Raw genomic sequence first — 24,397 nt, forward strand, 5'->3', positions numbered from 1 at the left:
GACCCAAGGGAGGCACCTGCCCCGCGCGTACGCTGGCGGCCGTCTCTCGTGAACAGCGGATCAAGGAGTGGCCATGGCCCCTGGCAACAATGGGTTCGACGTACGTCTTCCGAACGAACAGGCCGTTCTCGCACGGATGCGCGGGACCCAGGACCGGATCGCGGACGCGATCACCACCTTCGCCGGAACGATGCAATTCGTGTACATCCACGCGGCGTGGTTCACGGTCTGGATTGCCTTCAACGAGGGGCTGTTCGGCCACTCCGCGGTCTGGGACCCGTACCCTTTCGGACTGCTCACCATGATCGTCAGCCTTGAGGCGATCTTTCTGTCCACCTTCGTCATGGTGAGCCAGAACCGCCAGGCGATGCGCGAGAAGGTCCGCGCCGACCTGGACTTCGAAACCAATATCCGCTCCGAGGTGTGGTCGGCTCACATCGGACATGCCCTCGGAGTCGACCCCACGCAGGTCGAACAGGAGGTGCAGACCCTCCTCGCGCAGAACCAGGCGAAGATGAGCGGCACTGAACAGTCATCTCCATAGATGCGGTGAGGCAGAAGCGTGGAGCCGCAGCGTGAGCCGGCGCCCTCCTTCCCCCGCCCGCATCCCCGTACCGTCCGCCAATGAGCCAATCGACTGAAGCCACGACGCCCACCCAGCGGTGACGATGACCTGCACCGGATCGACCTGTCACCGGGAGTAAGCGTCATGATCCAGCGACATCGCCCTTTTCTCTCCTACTGGGACTGGCAACAGCACGCACGCTGCCGGGGCATGGACAGCTCCGTCTTCTTCTCTCCGTCCGGCGAGCAGGGTGCCGAGAAGCAGGCCCGGGAGAAGAAGGCCCAGGCCGTCTGCGGGCGTTGTCCAGTGATCGAGGCCTGTGCCTGGACCGCGATGAGCGGTCCTGAACCGTACGGCGTCTGGGGAGGCATGTCCGAGAGGGAACGCAGACGGCTTCGGCAGCTCCGACCCGCGGAATCATTGCGACCGAGTCCGGAAAGTCCGATTCTTGAGTGAAGGTGCTGTGTGGGGAGGGCATTTCGATGGCAGCGAAAAGCGGTGCGGCGGACCCCGAGCGACTGCGGCTGGCGGAGGCCGACGCGGGGCGGGCGGCTTGGCGGCGCTGGGGGCCGTACCTGAGCGAGCGGCAGTGGGGCACGGTCCGCGAGGACTACAGCCCCGGCGGTGACGCCTGGTCGTACTTCACCCACGACCAGGCCCGCTCACGGGCCTACCGCTGGGGCGAGGACGGCATCGCGGGCGTCAGCGACGACAAGCAGCGGCTGTGCTTCGCGCTCGCCCTGTGGAACGGCCGGGATCCGATCCTCAAGGAGCGGATGTTCGGCCTGACCAACGCCGAGGGCAATCACGGGGAGGACGTCAAGGAGTACTACTTCCACCTCGACTCGACCCCCACCCACTCGTACATGAAGTACCTCTACAAGTACCCGCAGGGCGCCTTCCCGTACGACGATCTCGTGACCGTCAACCGGTCCCGCGGGCGGCACGATCCCGAGTACGAACTCCTCGACACCGGTGTCTTCGACGAGGACCGCTACTTCGACGTGTTCGTCGAGTACGCCAAGGCAGGCCCCGAGGACCTGCTGATCGAGATCACCGCGTACAACCGCGGCCCCGACGAGGCCACCCTCCACCTGCTGCCGACACTGTGGTTCCGGCACACGTGGTCGTGGGCGGGCGGCACCGCCGTGCCCGGCCTGCGGCGGACCCCGGGCGCCATCCGCGCCGTTCACGACGAACTCGGCACGCGGTGGCTGTACTTCACCGGCGAGACGGAGACCCTGTTCACCGAGAACGACACCGACAACGAGCGCGTCTTCGGCAGTCCGAACACCACCCCGTACGTCAAGGACGGCATCGACCGGTACGTCGTCCACGACGAGACCGGCGCCGTCAACCCGCAGCAGACCGGCACGAAGGCCGCCGTCCACCACGTGCTCACCGTGCCCGCCGGCGACAGCGCCACCGTACGGTTGCGCCTGACCGACACCGAACTCGCGGACCCGTGGGCCGAGTTCCACCAGGTGATCGACACGCGACGGACCGAGGCCGACGTGTTCTTCGAGGGCGTCGTCCCCGAGGGGCTGGCCGAGGACGAACGGCGCATGGTGCGGCAGGCGCTCGCCGGAATGCTGTGGAGCAAGCAGTACTACTACCTCGACGTCGAGCGCTGGCTCGCCGAGCACGGCGTCGACCCGCTGGCCGCCGACCCCCGTGTCCGCAACAGCTCCTGGTACCACATGGTCAACGACGAGGTCATCTCGATGCCCGACACCTGGGAGTACCCCTGGTTCGCGGCCTGGGACCTCGCCTTCCACGCCATCTCCCTGTCCATGGTCGACATCGGTTTCGCCAAGTCCCAGCTGGAGTTGCTGCTGCGGCGCCTGTATCTGCATCCCAACGGCCAGATCCCGGCGTACGAATGGAACTTCGGTGACGTCAACCCGCCGGTGCACGCCTGGGCCGTCCTCTTCGTCTACGAGCTGGAGAAACACCGCACGGGCCGCGGCGACCGCACCTTCCTGGAGAACGCCTTCCAGAAGCTGATGAAGAACTTCACCTGGTGGCTCAACCGGAAGGACGTCGACGGCAACAACGTCTTCCAGGGCGGCTTCCTCGGTCTCGACAACATCGGTGTCTTCGACCGCAGCGCCCCGCTGCCCACCGGCGGCCACCTCGACCAGGCCGACGGCACCGCGTGGATGGCCCTGTACTGCCAGAACCTCCTGGAGATCGCCCTCGAACTGGCTGACGACAACCGGGTCTACGTCGAGCACGCACAGACCCTGTTCGAGCACTTCGCCTGGATCACGGTCGCGATGAACCACATCGGCGACGACAACCAGAGCCTGTGGGACGAGGAGGACGGCTTCTTCTACGACGTCCTGCGCCTGCCCGACGGCGGCGCGACCCGGCTGAAGGTCCGCTCCCTGGTCGGGCTGATCCCGCTCGCCGCGACCAGCGTGATCGGCGGCTGGACGGATCGGCGCTTCCCGGAGCTGGTCCAGGGCGCACGGGAGTTCGTGCGCGGGCACCCGGCCGTCGAAGCCCTTGTCTCCTCCCACCACGTCCTCGGGCCGGGCGCGGCGGGGCATCACCTGTTCGCCCTCTTCGACGAGGACCGGTTGCGGCGCATCCTGTCCCGCATGCTCGACGAGGACGAGTTCCTCGGCCCGCACGGCATCCGCTCGCTGTCGCGGTATCACGCCGAGCACCCGTACACCTTCGAGGTGCACGGCGAGCCGTACGGGGTCGGCTATCTGCCCGCCGAGTCGGACTCGGGCATGTTCGGGGGCAATTCCAACTGGCGTGGCCCGGTGTGGTTCCCGGTCAACCTCCTCCTCGTCCGTGCCCTGCTGAACCTGCACGCCTACCACGGCGACGACTTCACCGTGGAGTGCCCGACCGGCTCCGGCCGACGGATGAACCTCTACGAGGTCGCGCGCGAGATCGCGGACCGGCTCACCGCCACCTTCCTGCTCGATGCCGAGGGCCGCCGCCCGGTGCACGGCGCTCAGCCGAAGTTCGCCAAGGACCCGCACTGGCGCGATCTGATCCTGTTCCACGAGTACTTCCACGGAGACACCGGCACCGGCCTCGGCGCCTCCCACCAGACCGGCTGGACCGGTCTGGCCGCGGTCACCGCCACCCTGTTCCATCTCGTCGGCGACGGTGACTGGGGCGCCCTGAGGGAGGAACCCCTGTCATGACGGTGATACATGAGATCAACACCATGGTCTGGCTTCGCGAGTTGGGGCATCGGTACGGACGCCCCGTCGCATTGGGCAACGTGCCCGGCGAGGTCTGGGACGGGGTCGCTCGGCCGGGTGTGGACACCGTATGGCTGATGGGAGTATGGGAGCGCAGCCCGGCGGGACTTGGCATCGCCCTGCGGGACGACCGTCTGCTCGCCTCCTTCCGCGACGCCCTGCCCGACCTCACCCCGGCGGACATCGCCGGGTCCCCGTACTGCGTACGCGACTACGTCGTCGACGAGAGCCTCGGCGGCCGCGAGGGACTGGCCGCGGCACGGGCCGAACTCGCCGCGCGGGGCCTACGCCTGATCCTGGACTACGTCCCCAATCACGTGGCCCCCGACCATCCTTGGCTCGCCGAGCGCCCGGACTGCCTGGTCCGGGGCACGCCGAACGACCTGGCCCGCGCACCCGAGGCCTTCCTGGAGGCGGGCGGGCAGGTGTACGCGCGCGGCCGTGACCCGTACTTCCCGCCGTGGCCGGACGTCGTGCAGCTGAACGCCTTCAGTGACGACCTGCGGGCGGCGGCGGTGGACACCCTGGCGGCGATCGGCGACCAGGCGGACGGAGTGCGCTGCGACATGGCGATGCTCCTCATGAACGACGTGTTCGCGAAGACATGGGGCGACCTCGCGGGAACGGGCCCCACGGAGGACTTCTGGCCGTACGTCATCCCCCGTGTGCGGGAGCGCCACCCGGATCTCCTCTTCGTCGCGGAGGCGTACTGGGACCTCGAATGGGACCTCCAGCAGCAGGGCTTCGACCACTGCTACGACAAACGGCTCTACGACCGCCTGGTCCACGAGGGTGCCGGTTCCGTCCGCGCCCACCTCGGCGCCAGCCTGTCCTACCAGCGCCGGCTCGTCCGCTTCCTGGAGAACCACGACGAACCCCGGGCCGCCGCCACCCTGCCCGACGGACGGGAACGCGCCGCGGCCGTGGTTGTCGCCACCCTGCCCGGCGCGACCCTCTGGCACGAGGGCCAGTTCGAAGGGCGCCGCGTACGCCCGCCCGTGTTCCTCTCTCGCCGGCCCCAGGAACCGGCCGACGCGTCCCTGCACGACTTCTACGACCGCCTGGTGACCGCCGCGGCCCCCGTCCGCGAGGGCGACTGGGAGCTGCTGACCTGCACGGGGTGGCCGGACAACGACACCCACCACAACCTGCTCGCCTGGTCCTGGACCGGCGGCCGGGAACGGTACCTCGTCGTGATCAACTACTCCGACCGGCCCGCCGAGGGGCGGGTTCCACTGCCCTGGACCGACCTTCACGGGCAGTCATGCAAACTGACCGAACTGCTCGCCGAGAACACCTACGAACGAGAGGGCGACGAACTGGTCGACCCGGGCCTGTTCGTCGCCCTCGACGCCTGGCACTGGCACCTGCTCTCGCTGAGCCGGTAGGCGACGGGGCCCTTGCGGCTGGGCCGCCGGGGCCAGCCTCCTCCTCATGACGCTCATGACGCCTGTCGTGTCCTTGCGGGCTTCTCGGGGTCGGCGGCGGCGTGGACCTCATCAGCGGTCAGATGGGCGTCGGTATGTTCCATCGCCCGGATCGTGCTCGGCTGTCCGGCGAGGAATCCGGTGCGGACGAAATCGTCTCCCGCCACCGCGTGCAGCATCCAGTTCGTGGCGACGCGGATCCTGGCCACGAGCGTGGGAAGCGCCAGCAGGTGGTAGCCGCGCGTCACCAGCTGTGCCGGAAGGCCGCTGAGCGGGATGCCCAGCGGCCGGGCGACGGAACCCAGGCCGCCCAGGTCGACGACCAGGCCGAGATCGCGGTGCCGGTACTGGCTCGGACTCCGGCCGCGCAACCGCGCGGCGACGTTGTTGCCGGCCGTCCTGCCCTGCCGCAGGGCATGCTGCGCGGTGGGCGGGCAGATCGCGTACCCGCCGGCGGCGAGGTCCGGTACCGCGGCGGCGTCGCCGAGGGCGAACACCTCGTCGTGGCCCGGCAGGGTCAGCTCCGCGGTGACCGCGAGCCGCCCCCGTACGGTCTTCGCCCCCGTCGACGCGACCAGTGGGCTCGCCGCGACCCCCGCGGTCCACACCAGGGTGTGGGTGGGAAGTCGGCGACCATCGGTGAGTTCGACCCAGCCGGGCCCGGCCGCTGCCACGCTCACGCCGAGGGAGACCTCGATGCCGCGCCGTCGCAGCCGGGCCAGCGCCTTGTCACCCAGTCGAGAGCCCAGTTCCGGCATCAGCCGGGGCGAGACGTCGACCAAGTGCCACTCGATCGACTGCCGGATCAGCCCCGGGTAGCGGCAGGTCGCCGCGACGGTGAGTCGCTGGAGATGGGCGGCGGTCTCGGTGCCCGCGTATCCGCCGCCCACGACGACGAACCGCAGCCGCGCGTCCCGCTCCGCCGGGCACACGGCAGCGTCGGCCAGGTCGAGTTGGGCGATGACGTGGTCGCGCATGGCCACGGCCTCCGCCAGGTTCTTCATGCCGTGGGCGATTTCCGGCACGCCGGGGATGTCGAACGAGCGCGTCACGCTCCCGCTGGCCAGTACCACGATGTCGTATCCCTCCCGGACCTCCTGATCGGTGATCAACCGCACCACGCACTCCCGGGAGTCGAGGTCGACGCCCAGGGCGGTACCGGGGACGATCCGGGTGCGGCGCAGCACCCTGCGCAGCGAGACGGCGACCGACTGCGGTGTCAGCACCCCGGCCGCCACCTGTGGCAGCAGCGGCAGGTACAACTCGTAGTCGAGCGGCGTCACCAGGATGATGTCCGCCTCGTCGGCCTTCAGTACCCGTTCCAGCCGACGGGCGCAGGCGACGCCCGAGAAGCCGCCGCCGACGATCAGGACACGGGGACGGGTCGGTTTGATCGGACTGGTCATGAACTTCCTCCGAGCGGCTGAGCAGGGCCGAGGGGCCGCGGGCCGCCATCGTGGTCCGGGTGGGGAAACAGCGGCTTCCGTCGCATGACGCAAACGCCTACCGCGCGACGGGCACGGCTCGCACGACCGCCGTACGGCCTGTCGGGCAGTCGTCCGACGGAAGCCCGACAGGCCGCCGGCCGCCTAGCTTCGCAATCATGAGAAGAACGGAACGAGTGGCCTCTCCAGTGACCGTGGCCGTCAAGTCCGGCGACCTCCGGCTTGCTTGTGACATCTCCACCGCCCTGCGCGCCCGGCCCCGCCTGTGCCTGCTGCGACCGGAGCAGGAGGCACGCGCGGAGGCCCTGCTCGTCCTGGCCACGCAGCTCGACGAGGAGGCACTCGCGCTCATGCGCGGTGTGTGCGGGGAACAGGGGCGGCCGCGCATCGTGCTGGTGGCTCAGTATGTGGGGCGCGCCCAGCTTGTGCGGGCAGTGCGTCATGGACTGGTCGACGTGCTGCCCCGGCGCACCGGACTCGACCAGATCGTCCTCGCCCTGTTGCGTACCCGCGAGGGGCGGATGCGCCGGTCCGACTCCGCCCTTGTCGATGGCCTGGATCTGCGTCACCGAGCCCAGGCCGTCGACGGCGTGGCACCCTACTGGGCACCGTAGGACCGTCAGCGGTCCCGCTGTGCCAGAACGTGCGCGAATGCCTCGTCCCAGTCCATCGAGAGGCCTTCCGTGCCGAAGGGCACGGATCTGAGCGTCTCTTCGAGCCAGGCGCGCAGGGGTTCGACGCGGCCTTCGAGGAGTGCCACGCCGGTCCGTCCCTCGAGAAACATCCAGAGGCTGTCCCCGCCATGGTGTTGGCACGGCGGCCAGATCCGTATGTCGCCGTCACCGCTCGGTCGGTGCAGGCCGATCACGAGCAGGTCTCGCGAGAGCACCCAGGTGACGGCACCCCCGACGTCGTTGAAGAATTCGACGCGCACTTCGAGGGGCTGGGCGTGGTCGTAGCTGAAGCGGGCCTGAATCGGCAGTGTCTCGTACAGGGACACGTGCCGCCACATCCTCAGGGAGAGATCCGCGCAGCCCTGTTCTGAGGAACGTACGTCCCTGGCTGGTTCGTTGTGCGAGCGGGCCATGTGTTTGCCTTTCTTTGCTGAGCTGTGCCGGGGCGCGTGAGCAGCGCCCGGCGCGGCCTGAGGATGTGCCCCTCGCGCCGCGCCGGGCAGCCGGCTCCCTCGTCAGACGGCCGGGTTCTTCAGGCTCCGCCGCTGGTGGACGACGATGTAGCCGAGCAGTGCGTAGCCGAACAGGTGGCCCGCGGAGCGGGTGAGCCTGTGGCGCGGAGCGTCCCGGAACCAGTGAGGGTGGGAAGGTGTGCGGGAGACCGCCTTCGTACCGGCGACCACCGCCAGGGCGTCCCGCAGCAGGTTTTCGAGCTCGGCGGCCGGCTCGCGGAACCGGCCGGTGCCCTTCTTCGTGGATCGAGCCGCGTCGTGCATGGCGTCCTGTGCCTCTCGGTCGGGTTCGGATGGTCCTGAGAAGAGGAGCGGGCCGGTCCCGCGGGGTTTCCCGAAGGACCGGCCCTTGTGAAGCTCCTGATGCGGCTCGGTGTCAGCCGGTGATGTACAGGTCGTCGCGTACGTCGTAGACGCCCGGCGCCATCCAGGCGGCCGCGATCACGGCGTCGTGCTCCGCCCACGTGCGGACATGGCCGGTGAGGATCACCGTGTTCCCCTCGGTGGTGACGGCGACTTCACTGTCGTCGAGGATCAGCGCGTTGCGGTCCAGTGCGTCCGACACCAGCAGGGTGACGTCGAGCGGGTCGGCGTCGTCGGAGATCTCGATCTTGTTCTTGATACCGCGGACTCCCGTGAGTCCGGCGACCGCGTTCTCCGCGGCCTGCCGCTCCGAGCCGTACCGGACGACGCCGGTCAGCTTCAGGTTGCCGTTGCTCGCGGTCGCCTCGACACCGACCGGCACGGCGATGTTCATCAGCAGCACGCTGTTCGCCGTCTCGGCCAGCGTCGCGTCGCCGCGCTCGTGCGCGGCCGGCAGCACCACCTCCAGGTTGTTGTGGACCTTGGTGACGCCGGACACACGCTGCGCAGCAGCGGCGGCCTCCAGGTACTGGAGGTAGCTCGGGACGGTGCCGGTGAGCCTTACTTCACCCGCCAGGTTGTGAACGGTGATGTCCGTCGCGTCCACCAGCGGGTCGAAGACGAGTTCCGCGTCGACCGACTGGCGAATGTCCTTTGTCTTGCTCATCGGGGGGATCCTTCCGTTCCGGTGAGAGCGGCGAATTTCCGCTTCGTCATCAGTTCATCGCGAAACCTCGGTGCCAGTAAAAGCGATGGGAACGATTCTGGTATTGGTCTGCGCTATGGATTCCATGGCAGAGGCCGGGTAGCGGTTCAGGGGGCAATCTTTTCGGCGATTTCGAAGAGTACCTGCTGCAATTCACGAGGGAGGTCCGTGCTCCACACCAGACCGGCGGTGGCGGTCAGCGAGGACCCCTCGACGCGAACGGGCACCATCTGGTGACCGCCTGCATCCGCCGTCGACTGCGGAGCGATCCCCACCAGGCGGCACGGCCCCGTCAGGACGGCGCTCGGCCTTCTCCCGGTCGCGGCGAAGGCCAGCGTCATGGGCAGCGACTGCCAAAAGGGCGGGTCGATGAAGTCGAAGGACGGGTTCCTGGTCCGCAGCACCGAACGCCATGCGTCGTACGTTCCGGGGTCGGCGTGACGAGGACCGTGGATGATGCGCATGCGGGCGAGTTCGTCGAGGCCGATGGCCCCGTTCGCCGCCCCCCGGTGCGGTGCCGGAATCCAGACGTCGGGTTCGAAGGACCCGATGTCCATCACGTCGAGGGGGTCCGGCAGCGCACGGTTCGCCGGGCTCATCCAGCCCAGAGCGGCGTCGGCCCGCCTCTGGAGGATCGAAGAGAAATCGGCGTCCAGCGACGTCTCCAACCAGGTCACATCGACCTCGGGGGCCGCGGATCGCAACCGCGAGACGACCTCCGCGGCGAGCGTGGGCGGCAAATACGGCTGAACGACGAAACGCAGGCGCGACCGGCCAAGACCCGCCGCCCGTCGGGTTCGACTGACGCCGTGATCGACGAGGGAGAGAACGGCCCGGGACTCCTCCAGCAATACGGTGCCGGCTTCGGTCAGCCGAACTCCTTCACGCCGACGCTGCAACAACGGCGTGCCGACGAATTCCTCCAGCCGCCGAATCTGCTGACTCAGTGTTGGCTGCCCGACATACATGCGCTCCGCCGCATGTGTGAAGGTTCCTGCCTCCGCCACTGCCACGAAATAGCGCAGGTGGCGCAGTTCGACACCCTGGGGTGCCGAATTATCGGAATCGAGTGAGGAAATCGATCCGTTCTCGGCTTTTTCCATGCAGTCCCATCCGGCCACTCGAGAGAAGCGGACTCATGTCATGCTGCCGGAGGTCCCACTGCCGGGCTTGCGTCATCCGACTGCCGCGATGTCCTCACCGGGGGTGTCGGGCCGTGCCCTACCGCGATACATCGCCACAACCGCCCTGCGCAGGCTGAGCCGCTCGGCGATCTCGTCGTCCGCGAGCCGCAGGGCGGACAGCTCGGTGATCTGTCTCAGCCGCTCGGCGGACGACTCGGGCCAGTCGATCGGGGCGCCCGTTGCACGCAGTTCGAGTCGTGCCTCGTCACCCCACGGGAGCGCGCCGATCCGGTCGAAGGTGGACTGCGCCGAGGTCAGCAGCGACTGTGCCTCGTGGAGCCGGTTCCGGCGGCGCAGCCAGGAGCCGTATGCCAGCTCGACCTTCGCGCGGGCGTACGGCCAGCGCGACAGGTCCTGCCGCAGCGCCGTCAGGTAGAAGTCCTCGGCGTCCCCGTCGGCGGCCAGGACGGCGCGGGCGTACGAGAGGTGGACGTGCAGAATCGGCGACGGCGTCTCCCGTGCTGTCACCTCCAGCTCCGCCACCAGCTCTCGGGCGTCTTCCCGGTGTCCGGCGCGTACGGCCGCGTCCGCGAGGAACATCAGGCTCAGGAAACCGTGCCGCTGGTGGAAGCTGGGTTCGGCCGGATCGAATATCGCCCGCAACGTCCGGTAGGCGTCCCGGTTCCGCCCGGCTGCCAATGACACCAGTCCACGGGTGAGTTGAAGCGCCGACAGCATCACGTTCCGGCCGCGAGCCTCTCCCAGTTCGGCCTCGATGGCCCCCCGCAGTGCCTCCTGCGCATCACCGACGAACGCTTTCAGCATGACGTCGCACACGAGCTGTGTGACTCCCCACGCCGGCTGCCCTGTCTCCGCTGCCAGCCGCCTCCCCTCCTCGGCCGTGTCGGCCGCCCACACCAGGTCCCCGAGCAGCACGTACGTAAACGACTGCGTGGTCAGCACATGCGAGAGGAGTCCCAGTCGGCCCTGCCGACGCAATGTCCCCTCTGAGCGGGCCAGCAGCTCGGCCGCCAAGGCCATGTGCCCTACCCCGTGCGCGGCAATGCCCCAGAGCCGCAATGCGTCCGCATCGCCGCCGGGAGGCATCCCGGCCAGTGCCTCGACGACCTGCCGAGCGCGCAGCACCGGTTCCCCCGCCGCCAGGGCCAAGACGTAGCGCGGGTCACCCGCCATCTCGGGCAGCCGGTCGACGCAGGCAACGACACGAGCCCGGGCGGCCGGCCCGGTGTCGCCCCACCAACTTCGCAAGGCAGCCGCCAGGAGAATGTCGAGCGCCAGATCGGGATCGGCAGGCGCGGACCGAAGGGCGAGGTCGCACAACTCGTTCACCCGCGCGGCGCCCCCAGGAGTGCGGTCGAACATCTCGCTGAGCCATTCCATACGCGCCCGGTCCAGGTCGGTCAGGTCGGTCCTCGCGGCCGATTGCAGCAACTCGTGGACGACGTCCTCCCGGCCCATTCCGAAGGCGTGCCCGGCGGCCATCAGCAGCCGGTGCCCGCGCAGCGCCGACCAACTCGTCAGCTGGGCCGACCGCTCGAGATCGTTGATCGCCGAGAACACCGCGCCGCGGCTCAACGCCTGCGCGGCATTGGCCTCCAGAGCGTCGGCGATCCGGTCGTCGGGACCCACGATGGACTCAGCGAGGTGCCAGGTCCGCCGGTACACATCCTCCAGTACGTCCGCCAGCCCCCGATGGGCCGACTGGTGCCGGGCCAGGCTTTCGGCCTGGAGGATTCCCGAACGCACCAGGGGATGCAGGAAGGCGACCCGGCCCTCTTCCACAGTCACCAGCCCTACCGCCTGCGCCCGGTCGAACACCTCAGGAGTGACCGGTTCGCCGCGCAGGGCCGAGGTCCCGGCGATGATTTCGGCGAGGTCGTCCGCCGGGTCGACGGCCGCGACGAGCAAGGCGTCCCGGGTCGCCGGGGGCAGTTCGGCCCCGCGCCCCGCGAACGCGTGTTCCAGCCGGTCGGACAAGGTCAGCGGACGCAGTCCACCGGAAGGCACGGCCGCCATCGCGATCGGCAACTCGCGCAACGCCAGCGGATTGCCGAGCGCTTCTCGCCGGATGCGCCGCTGCTCGGCCGGAGTCAAGCCAGGAGCATGGGCGGACAGGATCTGCGCTGCCGCATCGTCGTCCACGCCGCCCACGGTCAGCTCCGGAAAGCCGGCCTGGAGGAACGGGCCCGTATGGCCACGACGCATCACGGCGATGATCACCACGGGTCCCGCCACGCGCCGTCCGACGAACGTCAGCACCTCATGCGACTGCGGATCCAGCCACTGCACATCGTCGGCCACTACCAGCACCGGCCCGTCGACCGCCACGGCCGCCAGCAGGTCCACAACCGCCAGCGCGATCAGGAACGGATCCGGTGCCGGCCCCTCGACCAGGCCGAACGCCACCAACAACGCCTCCCCCTCGTGCCGCGGAAGCCGCGGGACATGATCGAGCACCGGATCGACCATCTGATGCAACCCAGCGAAGGGAAAGCTCGCCTCGCTCTCAACACCCGCCAGCCGAAGCACCCGGAAACCCCGGGCCCGCCCCCTGGTCTCCGCCTCATGCAGCAGCGACGACTTGCCGATACCCGGGTCCCCGAGCATCAGCTGCACCGCACCGCTCGGCGGCGTACGTTCGAGGAGCCTCGCCAGCACAGCGATCTCCCGATCCCTTCCCACCAGCACCGCCGCGCCCATGGCTCCCTCCCAACTCCCCGGAGCCTCCACGCTAATCACTCCGGACCATCGGCGGCTTGCGTCGTTTGACTGATCCCGCCCACGCATCCTGCGGTGCGGCGAGCGCAGGTTCAGTGGTCGCGCGCGGCCGACTCCGGCAGTTTCAACAGCGGCGCCAGCTCACTGCGCGAGGTGATTCCGAGCTTGGGAAAGGCTCTGTACAGATGGGCGGCGACCGTACGGTGTGACAGATGCAGTCGTTCCGCCACCTCCCGGTTGGAGAGCCCTTCCGCAGCCAGCCGGGCGATCAGTGTCTCCTGGGGTGACAACAGCTCCGTGACGGACGGCGGCGGGTTGTCAGCTGCTTGAGCAGCGTTGCGGCCCGCCCAGTCGGAGGCTCCGATGAGCTCGAAGGCGGTCCGTGCCGAGAGCAGCATCGTGCGCGAGCGAGTGGCCTGCCGACGGCGCCGCAGCCACTGTCCGTAGGCGTGTTCCGTCCGTGCCTTGACCAGCGGCCAGCGGGCCAGGTCCTGCCCCAACGCGACCATGTACAGTTCCTCGGCCGCCGCGTCGGCGGCCAGCACGGCTCGCGCGTACGGCAGCTGGACGTGCAGCAGCGGGGCGGGAGTCACGCGTGCCGCTTCCTCCAGGACCGCAAGTATGTGCGCGGCTTCATGACGGCTGCTGCCACGATCCGCTGCCATGACGAACGGCATCACCGCGGCGAAGCCCTGCCATCGCAGGCCCTCGTGCGGCTGGTCGACGAGCGGCCTCAGTTCTTCGTACGCCTCGGTGTACCGTCCCTCACCGAGCCGCGCCACGCCGCGGGCCAGCCGTAGCGTAGGGACGAGATCGGCGCGCTGCCATGCTGCCACGGTGTCGGCCAGCTCCACGGCGATCTCGGCTTGCCCGCGCAGTGCGGCGGCGACCGCGTCCGTGCCGGTGAGCGCGGCGACCAGGGCCGGCTGTCGAGTCTCGGCGAGAATCCTGCGCGCTTCTTCGGTGAGATGAGCGGCACGCGGCCAGTCCCCGAGCAGCAGCAGGTCGGCAGCTTCGGTGAGGAGTGTCTCCGACAGCAGACCGAGCCGGCCCTGCTCACGCAGAATCGGTTCCGCCCGGCCGAGCAGGTCGACCGCGCGGACCGGATCACCGATCGCGTGCGCGGCCATGCCGAACAGCCGGAGGCCGTCGGCGTCAGGGAGGTACCACACCGTCTCGTTCGAAGGCAGCCGGTCGGCCACCGCCCGACCGCGGAGCACGGGTTCAGCCAGCGCCAGAGCCGCGATGTGCCGTGGGTCGCTCGTGCCGGTCAGCTGCTCGGCGGCCGCGACGATGCCGGCCCGCAGAGCGGGGTCGGCACCGGTCCTGTGAGCACGGAGCGCCGCGCTCAGCAGCACGTCGAGAGCCAGGTCGGGATCGCCTGCCGACAGCTCGGTGATGTCCCGCACGCGCGTCCGGGCCGAAGCGGGCTGCGGGTCAGCGTCCGAGATGTCCCGCAGCCGCCAGGCCTTCGCCCGGTCCGCATCACTGAGGTCCTGACGGTCTGCCTCGTCGATCAGGGAGTGGGTCAGTCGTGTGCGGCCGAGACCGTACGCATGCTCGGCCGCACACAGAAACCGATGACCCCGGGTGGCGGAGTCCGCGGTGAGCTGCGCCGACCGCTCGAACGCCCAGATGGCCGCGACGACGCCGTGACGCCGGAGCAAGGAAGCGTGAGCATCCGCCAGCTCGTCCGCCAGCTCGTCGTCGGGGCCGTTCACGGACTGGGCACGATGCCAGGTGCGCCGGTCCGGGTGCTCGGCCAGTACCCGCGCCATGGCGGCGTTGGCGGCCTGCCGGCGGGCCGGGGTCTCCGCCTCCAGCACCGCGAACCGGACCACCGGATGGAGGAAGCGCAGCGTCGTCCTGTCGATTCGTATCAACGAGGCCTCGACCGCGCGGTCGAGAAAGTCCACCGAGACGGCGCGCCCTGCCAGGACCGAGGCGGCTGCCAGGATCTCCGCGAGGTCTCCGACCTGGTCGACGGCCGCGGCCAACAGGGCGTCCCTGGCCTGCGCCGGCAGCTCGCCGAGCCCGGCTGCGAACGCCGTCGCCAAGGCGGAGCTCACCGGCAGGTGGGCCCACGAACCCGGCGGCCCCGACGGGCGCCACGCTGCGGGGAGTTCAACCAGCGCGAGCGGGTTGCCGAGCGCCTCCGCGAGTATCCGCTCCCGAACGGCAGGAGGCAGCATGGCCGCATGCCGGGCCAGTAGCCGTCGCGCCGAGGGCTCGTCCAGCACCGGCACGTCCAGTACGGCCACATCCGGCATGTTCCGCCCTCTGCGGAGTGCAACGAGGACGACGATCGGGTTGTCGCTCGCCCTGCGCGCCATGAACGCCAATACGTCTCGGGTGGGCCTGTCGAGCCACTGCAGATCGTCGGCGATCAGCACCATGGGCTGCTCGGCCGCCCTCGTGGTGATCAGGTTGAAAGCGGCCAGGGCCACCTTTGAGGTCTCCGGCGGTGGCCCGGAACCGATCTGGAGGGCCGTACGCAGGATCCCGCCCTGATCCGCGGGCAGGGCGTCCGCCGTGTCGAGGACCGGCCCCAACAACTCGCGTAGACCGCTGAAGGGGGTGTCACCGGAGCGCCCGGCAACCTCCAGCGTCTGCCATCCCATCCTCCGGGCGCGATCGGCCGCGGCCCGCAACAACGCGGACTTGCCGACGCCCGGGCCGCCCTCCAGTGCCATGGCGCCACCGGCATCGGGCAGCCTTCCCATCAGTTCCTGCAGGACTCTCAACTGCTCATCGCGGCCAAGGAGCCCGGCCTCGTACACGCGTCTCCCCAGTCTTCCGGTAGGCGTCACGCCTTCTCAGCTGGATCGTAGGTGAACCACGGCGGCAGGGCTTGAGTCATGTGACGGGACCCAGAACCACAAAGCGTCGATACCGAGACCACGCAGCGTACGACGCGCGGGTGCGCCCTGAACGCCGCGTCGGCACCCATCGCCGAACCCACACGTCAGACGTAGCCTCGCCGCCTCACCACGCTCAGGGCCAGGGCGCCCAGCGGGACGTTCAGCCAGAACGTGAGCAGCCGGTACACGAGCACGGCCGACGTGGCCGCCCCGGCCGCCACGCCGAGCGTCGTCAGACCGGCGATGAGTCCGGCCTCCAGCGCGCCGAGACCGCCCGGCACGGGAGCCGCGTTGGCGATCAGGCGGGCTGCCATGTACACGGCACCGACCTGGATGAAGGGAAGGTCGCCGCCCAGCGCGTGGAGGCTCATGGCCAGACCGACGATCTGGATGAGGGGCAGGCCGAGAGCGCCGGTGACGCCCATGACGACCTTGGCCGGTTGGGCCGCGATCCCGGTGACGGTCGACCCGGCCGCACGCAGGAACGGCCATACCTTGTCGTGCAGGAAGCGACGGCCGGGCGGGGTGAAGGCGAGCAGGCCCCCGGCGGCGAGCGCCAGGGCGACGGCCCACAGCAGATACCGGCTCGCGGGCAGGTCCAGATGCACTCCGGAGTGGCGCCGTCCCGCCCAGGCGAAGAAGACAGCGGCGACGACGGCGTTGGAGACCGCACCGGCCAGGCTCTGCAACCCGACGGAGGCCGTGGCGGCCCCGGTCTCGATCCCCGTCTTCTGCAGGTAGCGCAGATTGAGCGCCATGCCACCCACGTTGCTCGGAGTGATCCTGTTCAGGAACGAACTGGCGAACTGCACTTGGTAGGTGGGGCCGAACGGCAGCCTGTCCGGGATGGTGCCCCATTGCAGGCAGGTCGAGAACGCCTGCGAGACGAAGGTGACGGGCAGCACCGCGAGTACCCACCACCAGTTCGCGTCGCGCAGCGCGTCGACGGCCGCAGGAGCGTTGGCCAACTGCGGGAGCACAAGGTGGAGAACCAGGAACGCGCCCGCCAGGCCCAGGGCGCTCTTCCAGGTGAAGCGAGCCAGATGCGCGAGCGGAACCGGCTGTGCGCCGCCGGCCGTCTGGACCTCGTCGGAGAGATCTCGCAGCAGACTGGGACGACCGCCTGCGCGCAGTGTTCGCCGCTGGGCGCTCTCCCTGGCCGCCCGTGCGCGGGCCTGGTCGTACCGGGCGACCTCACGCCGCGCAGGGCCCATCAGCGCGAGCGGCTGCAGGTAGGGCAGGGCGGTCGCCAGCAGTGCCGGTCCCAGGCCGGCCAGTGCGCACGCGGTGGCACGCTGGGAGCCGATCCGTACCGCGGTCGTGGCCAGCAGCTCGGCGATGTCGCTGCCGAGCACCTCGGGCGGAGCATTGAGCTGGGCGCGCGCGAACGCGGAGAGCCGGCTCTCACCGCCCGGTTCGACGAGGACGTGCTCCGGGCGCAGTGCCCCATGTCCCAGTCGGTGGTCCTGGAGGCGGGCCACTGACGTCCACACCCCGATGAGGACGTGGTCGGTCATCTCCTCGTCCGTCAGCGCGGACAGCGGACGGGCGTCCTTCTCGACGGTCGCCACGAGCGCGCCGCCCCCGGCCACCGGATACGCCATGACGGGTTCGTCCACCCGGGCGCCGGTGCGGGCCGCGAAGACCAGCATGAGGAGTTCGTGCTCGGCCGCCCCGAGCGGTGACTGGGCGGTCGCGTCGGCCGGATGGCGCAGGAGCGTCCGACGGGCGAGCCGGTGGAACAGATCACGGTTGTGGTCCTCGGCGGCGAGCACCCGTACCGCCAGCCGGGAGCCGGCGGTGGTCTCGGCTCGGTAGACGGTCCCCTCCCCCGGCCTCTGCTCGTCGGCGGGCAGCTCACGCAGGGTGGCCACCGGGACTCCGGAGACGACGAGGGCGTCGGCGACCGCCTGCGCCGCGGGGCGGTCGGCCGGAGCCCCGGCCAGCAGCAGCACGGCCGACCCGGCCGCGCCGCCCACGGCGAGTGCGGCGACGGCGTCCAGCGGCACGATCCCCGCGGCAGCGACGCTCAACACGGCACACGCGAAGGTCAGCGTCCACAGCGCCCGCCGCCGACGCGCCCCGAGCCATGGGCCCGCCGCGCAGGCCGCCGCCGCGCAGGCCGCCAGGTACACGGCCGACGGCCAGCCCGCCTGCACCAGACCGCCCCGGCCGACCAGCACCTCCGGCCACGCGTCCGGCCTGCTGCGCACCAACGCCAGGTGCGTGAGCGACCACGCGACCAGTGCGCCCAGCGCCGCCGCGGGCACGACCCGCAGAACCGGGTCGACCCGCCGCCGTACGGACCACACCGCCACGGCGGCGATCGGCGCGAGCATGGCCACCACCTGCACCGTTCCCACGAGACCGTCCCGTAGAGCCGGAGGCAGCGCGGTCGCCGTGCTGAGCAGTCCCTGCTGCACCGCACGGGCGACATCGCGCGTCGCGACCGCCAGCAGCACCGTCACCACCAGTGAGGCCAGCGACACCAGCAGCCGCCACAGATCGGCCGTCCGGCGGACGGCCCGTCGGGGCGGAACATCGATCACCGGCGCCGAGGAGCCTTCCGACGCGCCAACGGCGTCCGAAGCCCACTGGCTGCCATGGTCTTCGATCACTTTGATCACGCGGCTCCTCGTCGACGGGCCGAAAGCCAGGATGCGGCACCCGCACCCCCCTCCAAGCCTCCTCCCCCACTCGGGCGGCACCGAATGCTGTCTCCGGAACGTGGTTCGCGCATCCGTCACATGACTGCATTGCGTCCCGTAACAGTTGGCCGCCACGCGCTCATGGTCCGGTCCGCCTGCCGGCACGCAGTGCCGAGGTAGGGACCGCAGTCGGATGACGGATCCCCATCCGGGCCGGCCCGCCTAGCGTCCGACGGGGAGAAGGCGACCTCGAGCAAGGTCGGGCGCACCGGCACGCATGCCTCGCCTCTCCCTCGCTTCCTGTCAGGAACGAGACAACACCCTCACCCTGGGAGATCACGATGCTCAACTCGCCCAACGCACTGCTCTGGCGCAGCCTGCTGGCGATCGCCGTCGGAGTGGTCGCCGTGGCATGGCCCGGCATCACCATCGGCGCATTCGTCATTCTGTTCGCCGTCTACGCGTTCATCGGCGCGGCGACGGACAGCGCGCGAGCCTTCAGCAGCGACCGGGTGGGCCCGGTCTTCGGCTGGCTGCTGCTCGCCCTGCTGTCGGTCGTCGCCGGTGTGGTCGCGCTGGCGTGGCCCGGCATCACGGCCCTGGCTCTGACGATCTGGATCGGCGCGTGGGCGCTGACTACGGGCGCCATGGAGATCGCCCTGGCATTCCAGCGCGGGGAAAAGCCGGGCGAGCGGGCGCTGTTCGTGCTGACCGGTCTCGTGTCGGTCGCGCTGGCCTTCGTGCTCTTCGTCCGGCCGGACATCGGCGCGGTCTCGCTGGCCAGCGTCTTCGGGCTGTTCAGCATCTTCTACGGCACCGCGGGCACCGTCGCGTCCTTCCAGGAGCGTCGCGTCCTCAAGGACACCGGCGGTACGCAGCCGGCACACACCTGAGCCGACATCACTCCTGACACACCATCACCCGGTACGTCCCCTTGGCCGGTTGAAGTCCTCCGGCCCGCATACCCAGGAAAAGCCATCATGAACGAAAAGCACGTCACCACCCACGGCACTCTGGACGCCCATCGGCGCGTCACCGTGGTCGGGGCCGGGGTCATCGGTTCCTCATGGACCGCCCTGTTCCTCGCCAAGGGCCTGACCGTCACCGTCACCGACCCCCTGCCCGACATGGATCGGCAGGTACACGACCAACTTCAGCGGGCCATCCCCACCCTTCGCGCACTCGGACTTCCCACCGCCGACCTCGACCGCAACCTGCGCTTCGAAGCCGATCTCGGCAAGGCGGTCGCGGACGCGGACGTCGTGCAGGAGAACGGCCCCGAGCGCCTGGACGTCAAACAAGACCTCTTCGCCCGGATCGAGCACGCCGCACGTCCCGACGCCCTGCTGCTCAGCTCCACCTCGGGCATTCGCGCCACCGACATCGCACAAGCGCTGCGGGAGCCCGAACGACTCGTCATCGGGCACCCGTTCAATCCGCCGCACCTCATCCCGCTGGTAGAGGTCGTCCCGGGCGAGAAGACCAGTCAGGAGGTGGTCGAGCGCGCTGTCGCCTTCTACACGTCGCTCGGCAAGAAGCCGCAGGTCCTGCGCAAGGAGGTGCCGGGATTCGCCGCCAACCGGCTGCAGGCGGCGCTGTTTCGCGAGGCCGTCAACCTTGTCGTACAGGGCGTGGTGACCGAGTCGGAACTCGACACCATCGTGACCTCCTCCGTCGGCCTGCGCTGGGCTGTCGCCGGTCCGTTCCGCGGTTTCCACCTCGGTGGCGGCTCCGGCGGCCTGCCCCACTTCCTCGAACACCTCGGCCCCGGCCTCGAGAGCCTCTGGCGGGATCTCGGTACCCCGGTACTCGACGAGTCAACGGTCCAACTCCTCTCCGGACAAGCCAGTTTCGGTGCGAGCATCGAGGAACTGGAGGGCGCACGCGACGAGGCTCAGATCAAGGTGCTGCAGGCGGTATCCGCACCGTCCCTCGCCATCGAGCCCGCACGAAAGCAGTGAGCATGCGATGACCGAGCAGCTTTCCCTGCGGGAACTCCCTGACGGTTGACGCCGCTCCAGGCACTTGACCCGCCGATGACCCCGCGCGGGCGCGGACGATCCGTGAGCACGACACACGCTCACTGATGATCGTCCCCGTCCTCGCGGCACACCGTACTGGGTACGGTGGTGTTCCTCCGCGCCAAGGAACCAACCCGCTGTCCGGCGCCCGGACGGCCCGAAGGGCGGTTGCACGACCAGGCTCCATGGCCGGCAATGCACGTACTGCCAGAAGCCGTTCAGTCCACTCGGCGAAGTTCGCCGACAATCCCGTGCGTGGTACGGCGGTCAGTCACTTTACAGAAGCCCCAGCCGGCTGCTGTTCGACATGGTGCTCTCATCGTTCCGCGCCTTCCCCGTTGGCGGCTCTCCTGAGGCAGCCACGGTGGTGCGCTCCCAACAAGCATGAACGGGCTCTCCATGACCGATCGTCGACCGCTCCGTCCGTCGTCCGTCGTCCTTGCGGCTGCTCCGACCCTCGAACGCCTGCTACGGGATGACCCACTCCTACGTGTCATCTCGACGACCTGCCCGTCAGGGCTGCGGTTCGAAGGAGAAATAGACCTTTGCTCCCGGGAGCTGCTGGCCGCGGCTCTGGACGAGGCGGTCCAGTTCGGCAGTGGTGATCTGCACGTTGATCTCACGCACATCACGTTCATCGACGTCGCCGGAATCCGCATGATGACGTCCGTTGCGAGGACGCTCAGCCGCGACGGCCGCCGTCTGCTGCTACACGCCACGCCGCCCGGCGCACACAGAGTGATCCGCCTCATGGGTTGGGAGACGACCCCCGGCCTGATGCACTGCATCGGCGCAACGTTGTAGCGACCCGTCATTTCGCCGGGGTACGGACGGCGGCGTCCTCGCTTCCGACACACCCTCGCCGGTCGTGAGCAGGCCAAGGGTGAAGTAGCTGAAGCAGTCGCATGACAGATCTCGACGGAGAGCCACGACTCCAGCGTTCATGGCGAACGCCACGGCCTCGGACGAGGTCGGGCAGCGCACCGTGCAGTCCCCGCTTCGTGTCAGGAACGAGGCGCCTCCCTCGTATCTGGAAGGTCACCATGCTCAGTTCGCCCAACGCACTCCTCTGGCGCGGCCTGCTCGCCGTCGTCATCGGCATCGTCTCCGTCTCATGGCCCGGCATCACCGTCGGCGCCTTCGTCGTCCTCTTCGCCGTCTACGCGTTCATGAGTGCGGCGACGGACGCTGCCCTTGCTTTCGCCGGCGACAGGGTGGGGCCCGTCTTGGGCTGGCTGCTGCTCACCCTGCTCTCGTTGGCGGCCGGCGTGATCGCGCTGGCCTGGCCCGGCATCACGGCTCTCGCGCTCACGATCTGGATCGCCGCGTGGGCACTGACGACCGGTGTCATGGAGATCGTCCTGGCGTTCCAGCGCGGCGAGAAGGCGGGCGAGCGGGCCTTGTTCCTGCTGACCGGCCTGGTGTCGATCGCGTTTGCTTTCGTGCTGTTCGTCCGTCCGGACATCGGCGCGGTCTCACTCGCCACCGTCTTCGGGCTGTTCAGCATCGTCTACGGCGTTTCGGCGGTCTTCGCCTCGTTCGAGGAGCGGCGCCGCCGTACCGACCCGAGGCGGTCCGATCCGGTCAGCGCCTGAGCGGCGTTCGCGGGCGAGGCGTCGGTGGTGCAGGAACCGGTCTGCCGGCGAGGCTGATGTGTTCCTGGAGTGTGTCCGAAGGTACGGCGGAAGACATCGATGAACGCACTGGCCGACGACCAGCCACACATGTGTGCCACGGTGGTCACCGGGATGCTCTCGGCAAGCAGGACCAAGGCTTGGTACAGGCGCAGTTGGGTGCGCCACTGCGGGAAGGTCATGCCGAGATCGGCTTTGAAGAGGCGGGAGAGGGTGCGGTCGCTGGATCCGACCTGCCTGCCCAGTGCGGCGAGGGTGCGGTCGTCGGCCGGATTCGCGCGCAGGATCTCGCACACCGCCCTCAGCTGAGGGGCGGTCGGGGTGGGCAGGTGCAGGGGCTGCTGGGGTGAGGCCCGCACCTGGTCGAGCAACACGGCTCGTAGCCGCCCGCGTTCGGGGCTGTCGTCGTGCGGAGTGTGCGTGTAGGCGAGGATGAGTTCCCGGAGGAGGGGCCCGACGGTCAGCACGGTCGGCTCGTCCAGGCCGAGCGGGTTGTCACTCGCGGGCAGGCCGACCAGGTGCAGTTCGAGTTCGCCGTGGGCCTGGTGGGCATGGACGGTGCCGGCCGGTATCCAGATGGCGCGAGTGCCCGGCGCGATCCACGAACCGGCACTGGTCGTCACGGCCAGCACTCCGCGGCCCGCATAGACGATCTGGTGGTCGTCATGGCGGTGGGCGTCGATGGCGGCTCCGGACGCCAGCCACTGGGTGCGGGTCGGCGCTACGGGGTCGTGGCGGATTTCTGTCATTGTATGGCAGTTTATCGGAAGCGCGCCACGATGTGCGGCGATGACCATGGCGATGTGCCAAGGAATCAATCGATCATCAAGCTGTCGGTCGGCCATGCCTGCGTCGACGTCTACCAGGGCGCGGTCGCCTCGCTGGTCCCGTTCTTCATCGCCGAGCGCGCCTACAACTACGCCGCGGTCTCGGGCATCGTGCTCGCCGCGTCCCTGCTGTCCTCGGTGGCCCAACCGCTGTTCGGCATGCTCGCCGACCGCTGGGCGATGCCCTGGCTGTTGCCGGTGAGTACGATCCTCGGCGGACTGGGGATCGCCCTGAGCGGCCTGAGTGGTTCCTACGCCCTGACGCTGGTGTTCGTGGCCGTGTCCGGCGTCGGGGTCGCCGCCTACCATCCCGAGTCCGCCCGCGTCGCGCGGCTCGTCAGCGAGGGCAGCCACAGCGCGATGGGCTGGTTCTCCCTCGGTGGCAACCTCGGCTTCGCCGCCGCGCCGCTCATGGTCACCGCCGTCGTCGCCTCCGGCGGGCTGCGCCTGTCGCCACTGCTCGTGCTGCCGGCCCTCGCCGGGAGCGTGCTGTGCCTGCCCGTCCTTCGCGCACTGGAGAGGACGGGACACGGCGGCTCGGGCACCGCAGTTGCGGCGGGCGCCGACGACACGGTCTCGTTCGTGAAGCTGTCGCTCGCCGTGGTCTGCCGGTCCGTCGTCTTCGTCGGCCTGAGCACATTCATCTCGCTCTACGCCCGGCAACGTCTGGGAGGCGGTACGGCCGTCGGCACTACGGCGCTGTTCGTGCTCTATCTCGGCGGCGCGATCGGCTCCGTGCTGGGCGGCAGTCTGGCCAACCGCTGGGACCGGGTCGCGGTCGCCCGCTGGTCGTACCTCGTCACAGTCGTCGCCGTCGCGGGGATCGTGTTCGTACCCGGCCCCGCGATCTACGGGTTCGTGGCGCTGACCTCCGCCGGCCTGTACGTGCCCTTCTCCCTGCAGGTCACCCTCGGCCAGGACTACCTGCCCACGCGCGTCGGCATCGCCAGCGGGATCACCCTCGGGCTGACCGTCAGCATCGGCGGCCTGGTCAGCCCCCTCATCGGCACCGTCGCCGACGCGACCTCCCTGCGTATCGCCCTGACACCACTCATCCTGATGCCCGCTCTGAGCTGGCTGTTGTTCCGCACTCTGCCCGAACCCACCGCGCCGAAGCCCATAGCGGCGGCGCGGGCGAAGTCGAGTACTGCCGGAGCACCTGTGACGCGCTGATGGTCCTCCGATCGACTTCTACTGCCGGGCTGAAGGTGATCACCGGGGCGTGGAAGTGGCTCTGCGAGGTGTTGAAGGTCGCCCGGAGAGTGACGGTTCCGGGGGCTGCGCAGACGGAGTAGTCGGTGATGGGGCCGGAGCCTGCGGCCGGGGAGACGGACCGCTGAACCAGTGCGAGTGGCGGGACCGCCGTCCGCGGCGGATCCCTTGGCCGGTGACGGCAGCGACGCGCTCGTGCCGCCCGCCGACGGTGAGATGGACGGCGGGGCCGAGCCGAGCCGGTTCGGCGTGCTCTCGTACGGCCCGCCACCTCTGGCGTTGTCCAGTACGGCGCCCGGCATCGACACCGAAGGCCGCACGCCGCCGACGCCGACGCCGACCAGCAGCGCCGCCCGGGGTAACCGCCGCCCGGCCGGGGCCTCAAGGGCCGTTTTGGCCATGCCGGCTG

General features: G+C 69.6%; 18 protein-coding genes and 1 pseudogene. 10 read left to right on the forward strand and 9 right to left on the reverse strand.

What is annotated here, in order from left to right:
* Positions 1 to 73 precede the first annotated feature (73 nt).
* The 4 genes from ACZ7M3_RS38200 (at position 74) to ACZ7M3_RS38215 (ending at position 5,183) form a co-directional block, all read left to right on the forward strand.
* Entirely contained in the window at positions 74 to 544 is a 471-nt protein-coding gene (locus ACZ7M3_RS38200; RefSeq protein ID WP_054228495.1) for a DUF1003 domain-containing protein, read from the forward strand.
* Between the two features lie 165 nt (positions 545 to 709).
* A complete protein-coding gene (locus ACZ7M3_RS38205) occupies positions 710 to 1,021 on the forward strand; it encodes a WhiB family transcriptional regulator (RefSeq protein ID WP_472069684.1) in 312 nt (103 codons plus the stop codon).
* Positions 1,022 to 1,047: 26 nt separating this feature from the next.
* Positions 1,048 to 3,735 carry an MGH1-like glycoside hydrolase domain-containing protein gene (locus ACZ7M3_RS38210; protein ID WP_472069686.1) on the forward strand — a complete coding sequence of 896 codons (2,688 nt, stop codon included), beginning with the start codon at positions 1,048 to 1,050 and terminating at the stop codon, positions 3,733 to 3,735.
* The gene (locus ACZ7M3_RS38215; RefSeq protein WP_472069688.1) at positions 3,732 to 5,183 is read left to right on the forward strand and encodes an alpha-amylase; all 1,452 of its coding nucleotides are present in this window, start codon (positions 3,732 to 3,734) and stop codon (positions 5,181 to 5,183) included. The genes ACZ7M3_RS38210 and ACZ7M3_RS38215 overlap by 4 nt, the downstream gene beginning before the upstream one ends.
* Positions 5,184 to 5,236: 53 nt before the next feature.
* Here ACZ7M3_RS38215 and ACZ7M3_RS38220 read toward each other — a convergent pair whose 3' ends face one another.
* Positions 5,237 to 6,628, reverse strand: coding sequence for an NAD(P)/FAD-dependent oxidoreductase (locus ACZ7M3_RS38220; protein ID WP_472069690.1), 1,392 nt, complete (start codon positions 6,626 to 6,628; stop codon positions 5,237 to 5,239).
* 197 nt (positions 6,629 to 6,825) lie between these two features.
* Between ACZ7M3_RS38220 and ACZ7M3_RS38225 the strand changes: the two genes are divergently transcribed.
* On the forward strand, positions 6,826 to 7,281 hold the full coding sequence (locus tag ACZ7M3_RS38225; protein WP_472069692.1) for a hypothetical protein: 456 nt from the start codon (positions 6,826 to 6,828) through the stop codon (positions 7,279 to 7,281).
* A 5-nt stretch (positions 7,282 to 7,286) separates the two neighbouring features.
* Here ACZ7M3_RS38225 and ACZ7M3_RS38230 read toward each other — a convergent pair whose 3' ends face one another.
* From ACZ7M3_RS38230 to ACZ7M3_RS38260, 7 genes are all read right to left on the reverse strand, one after another.
* Complete coding sequence (locus ACZ7M3_RS38230; RefSeq protein WP_472069694.1) at positions 7,287 to 7,667, reverse strand: SsgA family sporulation/cell division regulator; 381 nt, start codon at positions 7,665 to 7,667, stop codon at positions 7,287 to 7,289.
* A gap of 189 nt (positions 7,668 to 7,856) precedes the next feature.
* Positions 7,857 to 8,117 (reverse strand): hypothetical protein, encoded by a 261-nt coding sequence (locus ACZ7M3_RS38235; protein ID WP_054228490.1) that lies wholly within the window; start codon positions 8,115 to 8,117, stop codon positions 7,857 to 7,859.
* A gap of 112 nt (positions 8,118 to 8,229) precedes the next feature.
* Entirely contained in the window at positions 8,230 to 8,883 is a 654-nt protein-coding gene (locus ACZ7M3_RS38240; protein ID WP_472069696.1) for a BON domain-containing protein, read from the reverse strand.
* A 146-nt stretch (positions 8,884 to 9,029) separates the two neighbouring features.
* Complete coding sequence (locus ACZ7M3_RS38245) at positions 9,030 to 10,025, reverse strand: LysR family transcriptional regulator (RefSeq protein ID WP_472069698.1); 996 nt, start codon at positions 10,023 to 10,025, stop codon at positions 9,030 to 9,032.
* Between the two features lie 72 nt (positions 10,026 to 10,097).
* Positions 10,098 to 12,767: an AAA family ATPase gene (locus ACZ7M3_RS38250; protein WP_472069700.1), complete on the reverse strand. Its 2,670-nt coding sequence runs from the start codon at positions 12,765 to 12,767 to the stop codon at positions 10,098 to 10,100.
* A 110-nt stretch (positions 12,768 to 12,877) separates the two neighbouring features.
* The gene (locus ACZ7M3_RS38255; protein WP_472069702.1) at positions 12,878 to 15,565 is read right to left on the reverse strand and encodes an AAA family ATPase; all 2,688 of its coding nucleotides are present in this window, start codon (positions 15,563 to 15,565) and stop codon (positions 12,878 to 12,880) included.
* 185 nt (positions 15,566 to 15,750) lie between these two features.
* Positions 15,751 to 18,273, reverse strand: coding sequence for a lysylphosphatidylglycerol synthase transmembrane domain-containing protein (locus ACZ7M3_RS38260; protein ID WP_472069704.1), 2,523 nt, complete (start codon positions 18,271 to 18,273; stop codon positions 15,751 to 15,753).
* Between the two features lie 362 nt (positions 18,274 to 18,635).
* Here ACZ7M3_RS38260 and ACZ7M3_RS38265 point away from each other — a divergent pair, with 362 nt between their 5' ends.
* The 4 genes from ACZ7M3_RS38265 to ACZ7M3_RS38280 all read left to right on the forward strand — a co-directional run bounded on the left by ACZ7M3_RS38265 (position 18,636) and on the right by ACZ7M3_RS38280 (position 21,910).
* Positions 18,636 to 19,187 (forward strand): HdeD family acid-resistance protein, encoded by a 552-nt coding sequence (locus ACZ7M3_RS38265; protein WP_095857007.1) that lies wholly within the window; start codon positions 18,636 to 18,638, stop codon positions 19,185 to 19,187.
* Positions 19,188 to 19,274: 87 nt separating this feature from the next.
* Positions 19,275 to 20,255 (forward strand): 3-hydroxyacyl-CoA dehydrogenase NAD-binding domain-containing protein, encoded by a 981-nt coding sequence (locus tag ACZ7M3_RS38270; RefSeq protein ID WP_472069706.1) that lies wholly within the window; start codon positions 19,275 to 19,277, stop codon positions 20,253 to 20,255.
* Between the two features lie 633 nt (positions 20,256 to 20,888).
* Positions 20,889 to 21,119: an STAS domain-containing protein gene (locus ACZ7M3_RS38275; protein ID WP_472069926.1), complete on the forward strand. Its 231-nt coding sequence runs from the start codon at positions 20,889 to 20,891 to the stop codon at positions 21,117 to 21,119.
* 239 nt (positions 21,120 to 21,358) lie between these two features.
* Positions 21,359 to 21,910 carry an HdeD family acid-resistance protein gene (locus ACZ7M3_RS38280; protein WP_472069708.1) on the forward strand — a complete coding sequence of 184 codons (552 nt, stop codon included), beginning with the start codon at positions 21,359 to 21,361 and terminating at the stop codon, positions 21,908 to 21,910.
* Between the two features lie 50 nt (positions 21,911 to 21,960).
* Here the strand turns inward: ACZ7M3_RS38280 and ACZ7M3_RS38285 are convergent.
* Positions 21,961 to 22,698 (reverse strand): annotated as a pseudogene (locus ACZ7M3_RS38285) (AraC family transcriptional regulator); the annotation flags it as partial.
* Positions 22,699 to 22,752: 54 nt separating this feature from the next.
* Between ACZ7M3_RS38285 and ACZ7M3_RS38290 the strand changes: the two are divergent.
* Positions 22,753 to 23,949: an MFS transporter gene (locus ACZ7M3_RS38290; protein ID WP_472069710.1), complete on the forward strand. Its 1,197-nt coding sequence runs from the start codon at positions 22,753 to 22,755 to the stop codon at positions 23,947 to 23,949.
* The last annotated feature ends 448 nt before the right edge of the window (positions 23,950 to 24,397 follow it).

It is taken from the genome of Streptomyces sp. NPDC111656, assembly GCF_055656965.1.

What these genes read in the sequence shown, in the direction of transcription:
- ACZ7M3_RS38220 (WP_472069690.1), bottom strand. Translation starts at nt 6,628, where the DNA reads ATGACCAGTCCGATCAAACCGACCCGTCCCCGTGTCCTGATCGTCGGC.
- ACZ7M3_RS38200 (WP_054228495.1), top strand. Translation starts at nt 74, where the DNA reads ATGGCCCCTGGCAACAATGGGTTCGACGTACGTCTTCCGAACGAACAG.
- ACZ7M3_RS38240 (WP_472069696.1), bottom strand. Translation starts at nt 8,883, where the DNA reads ATGAGCAAGACAAAGGACATTCGCCAGTCGGTCGACGCGGAACTCGTC.
- ACZ7M3_RS38245 (WP_472069698.1), bottom strand. Translation starts at nt 10,025, where the DNA reads ATGGAAAAAGCCGAGAACGGATCGATTTCCTCACTCGATTCCGATAAT.
- ACZ7M3_RS38270 (WP_472069706.1), top strand. Translation starts at nt 19,275, where the DNA reads ATGAACGAAAAGCACGTCACCACCCACGGCACTCTGGACGCCCATCGG.
- ACZ7M3_RS38280 (WP_472069708.1), top strand. Translation starts at nt 21,359, where the DNA reads ATGCTCAGTTCGCCCAACGCACTCCTCTGGCGCGGCCTGCTCGCCGTC.
- ACZ7M3_RS38225 (WP_472069692.1), top strand. Translation starts at nt 6,826, where the DNA reads ATGAGAAGAACGGAACGAGTGGCCTCTCCAGTGACCGTGGCCGTCAAG.
- ACZ7M3_RS38210 (WP_472069686.1), top strand. Translation starts at nt 1,048, where the DNA reads ATGGCAGCGAAAAGCGGTGCGGCGGACCCCGAGCGACTGCGGCTGGCG.
- ACZ7M3_RS38250 (WP_472069700.1), bottom strand. Translation starts at nt 12,767, where the DNA reads ATGGGCGCGGCGGTGCTGGTGGGAAGGGATCGGGAGATCGCTGTGCTG.
- ACZ7M3_RS38205 (WP_472069684.1), top strand. Translation starts at nt 710, where the DNA reads ATGATCCAGCGACATCGCCCTTTTCTCTCCTACTGGGACTGGCAACAG.
- ACZ7M3_RS38215 (WP_472069688.1), top strand. Translation starts at nt 3,732, where the DNA reads ATGACGGTGATACATGAGATCAACACCATGGTCTGGCTTCGCGAGTTG.
- ACZ7M3_RS38235 (WP_054228490.1), bottom strand. Translation starts at nt 8,117, where the DNA reads ATGCACGACGCGGCTCGATCCACGAAGAAGGGCACCGGCCGGTTCCGC.
- ACZ7M3_RS38265 (WP_095857007.1), top strand. Translation starts at nt 18,636, where the DNA reads ATGCTCAACTCGCCCAACGCACTGCTCTGGCGCAGCCTGCTGGCGATC.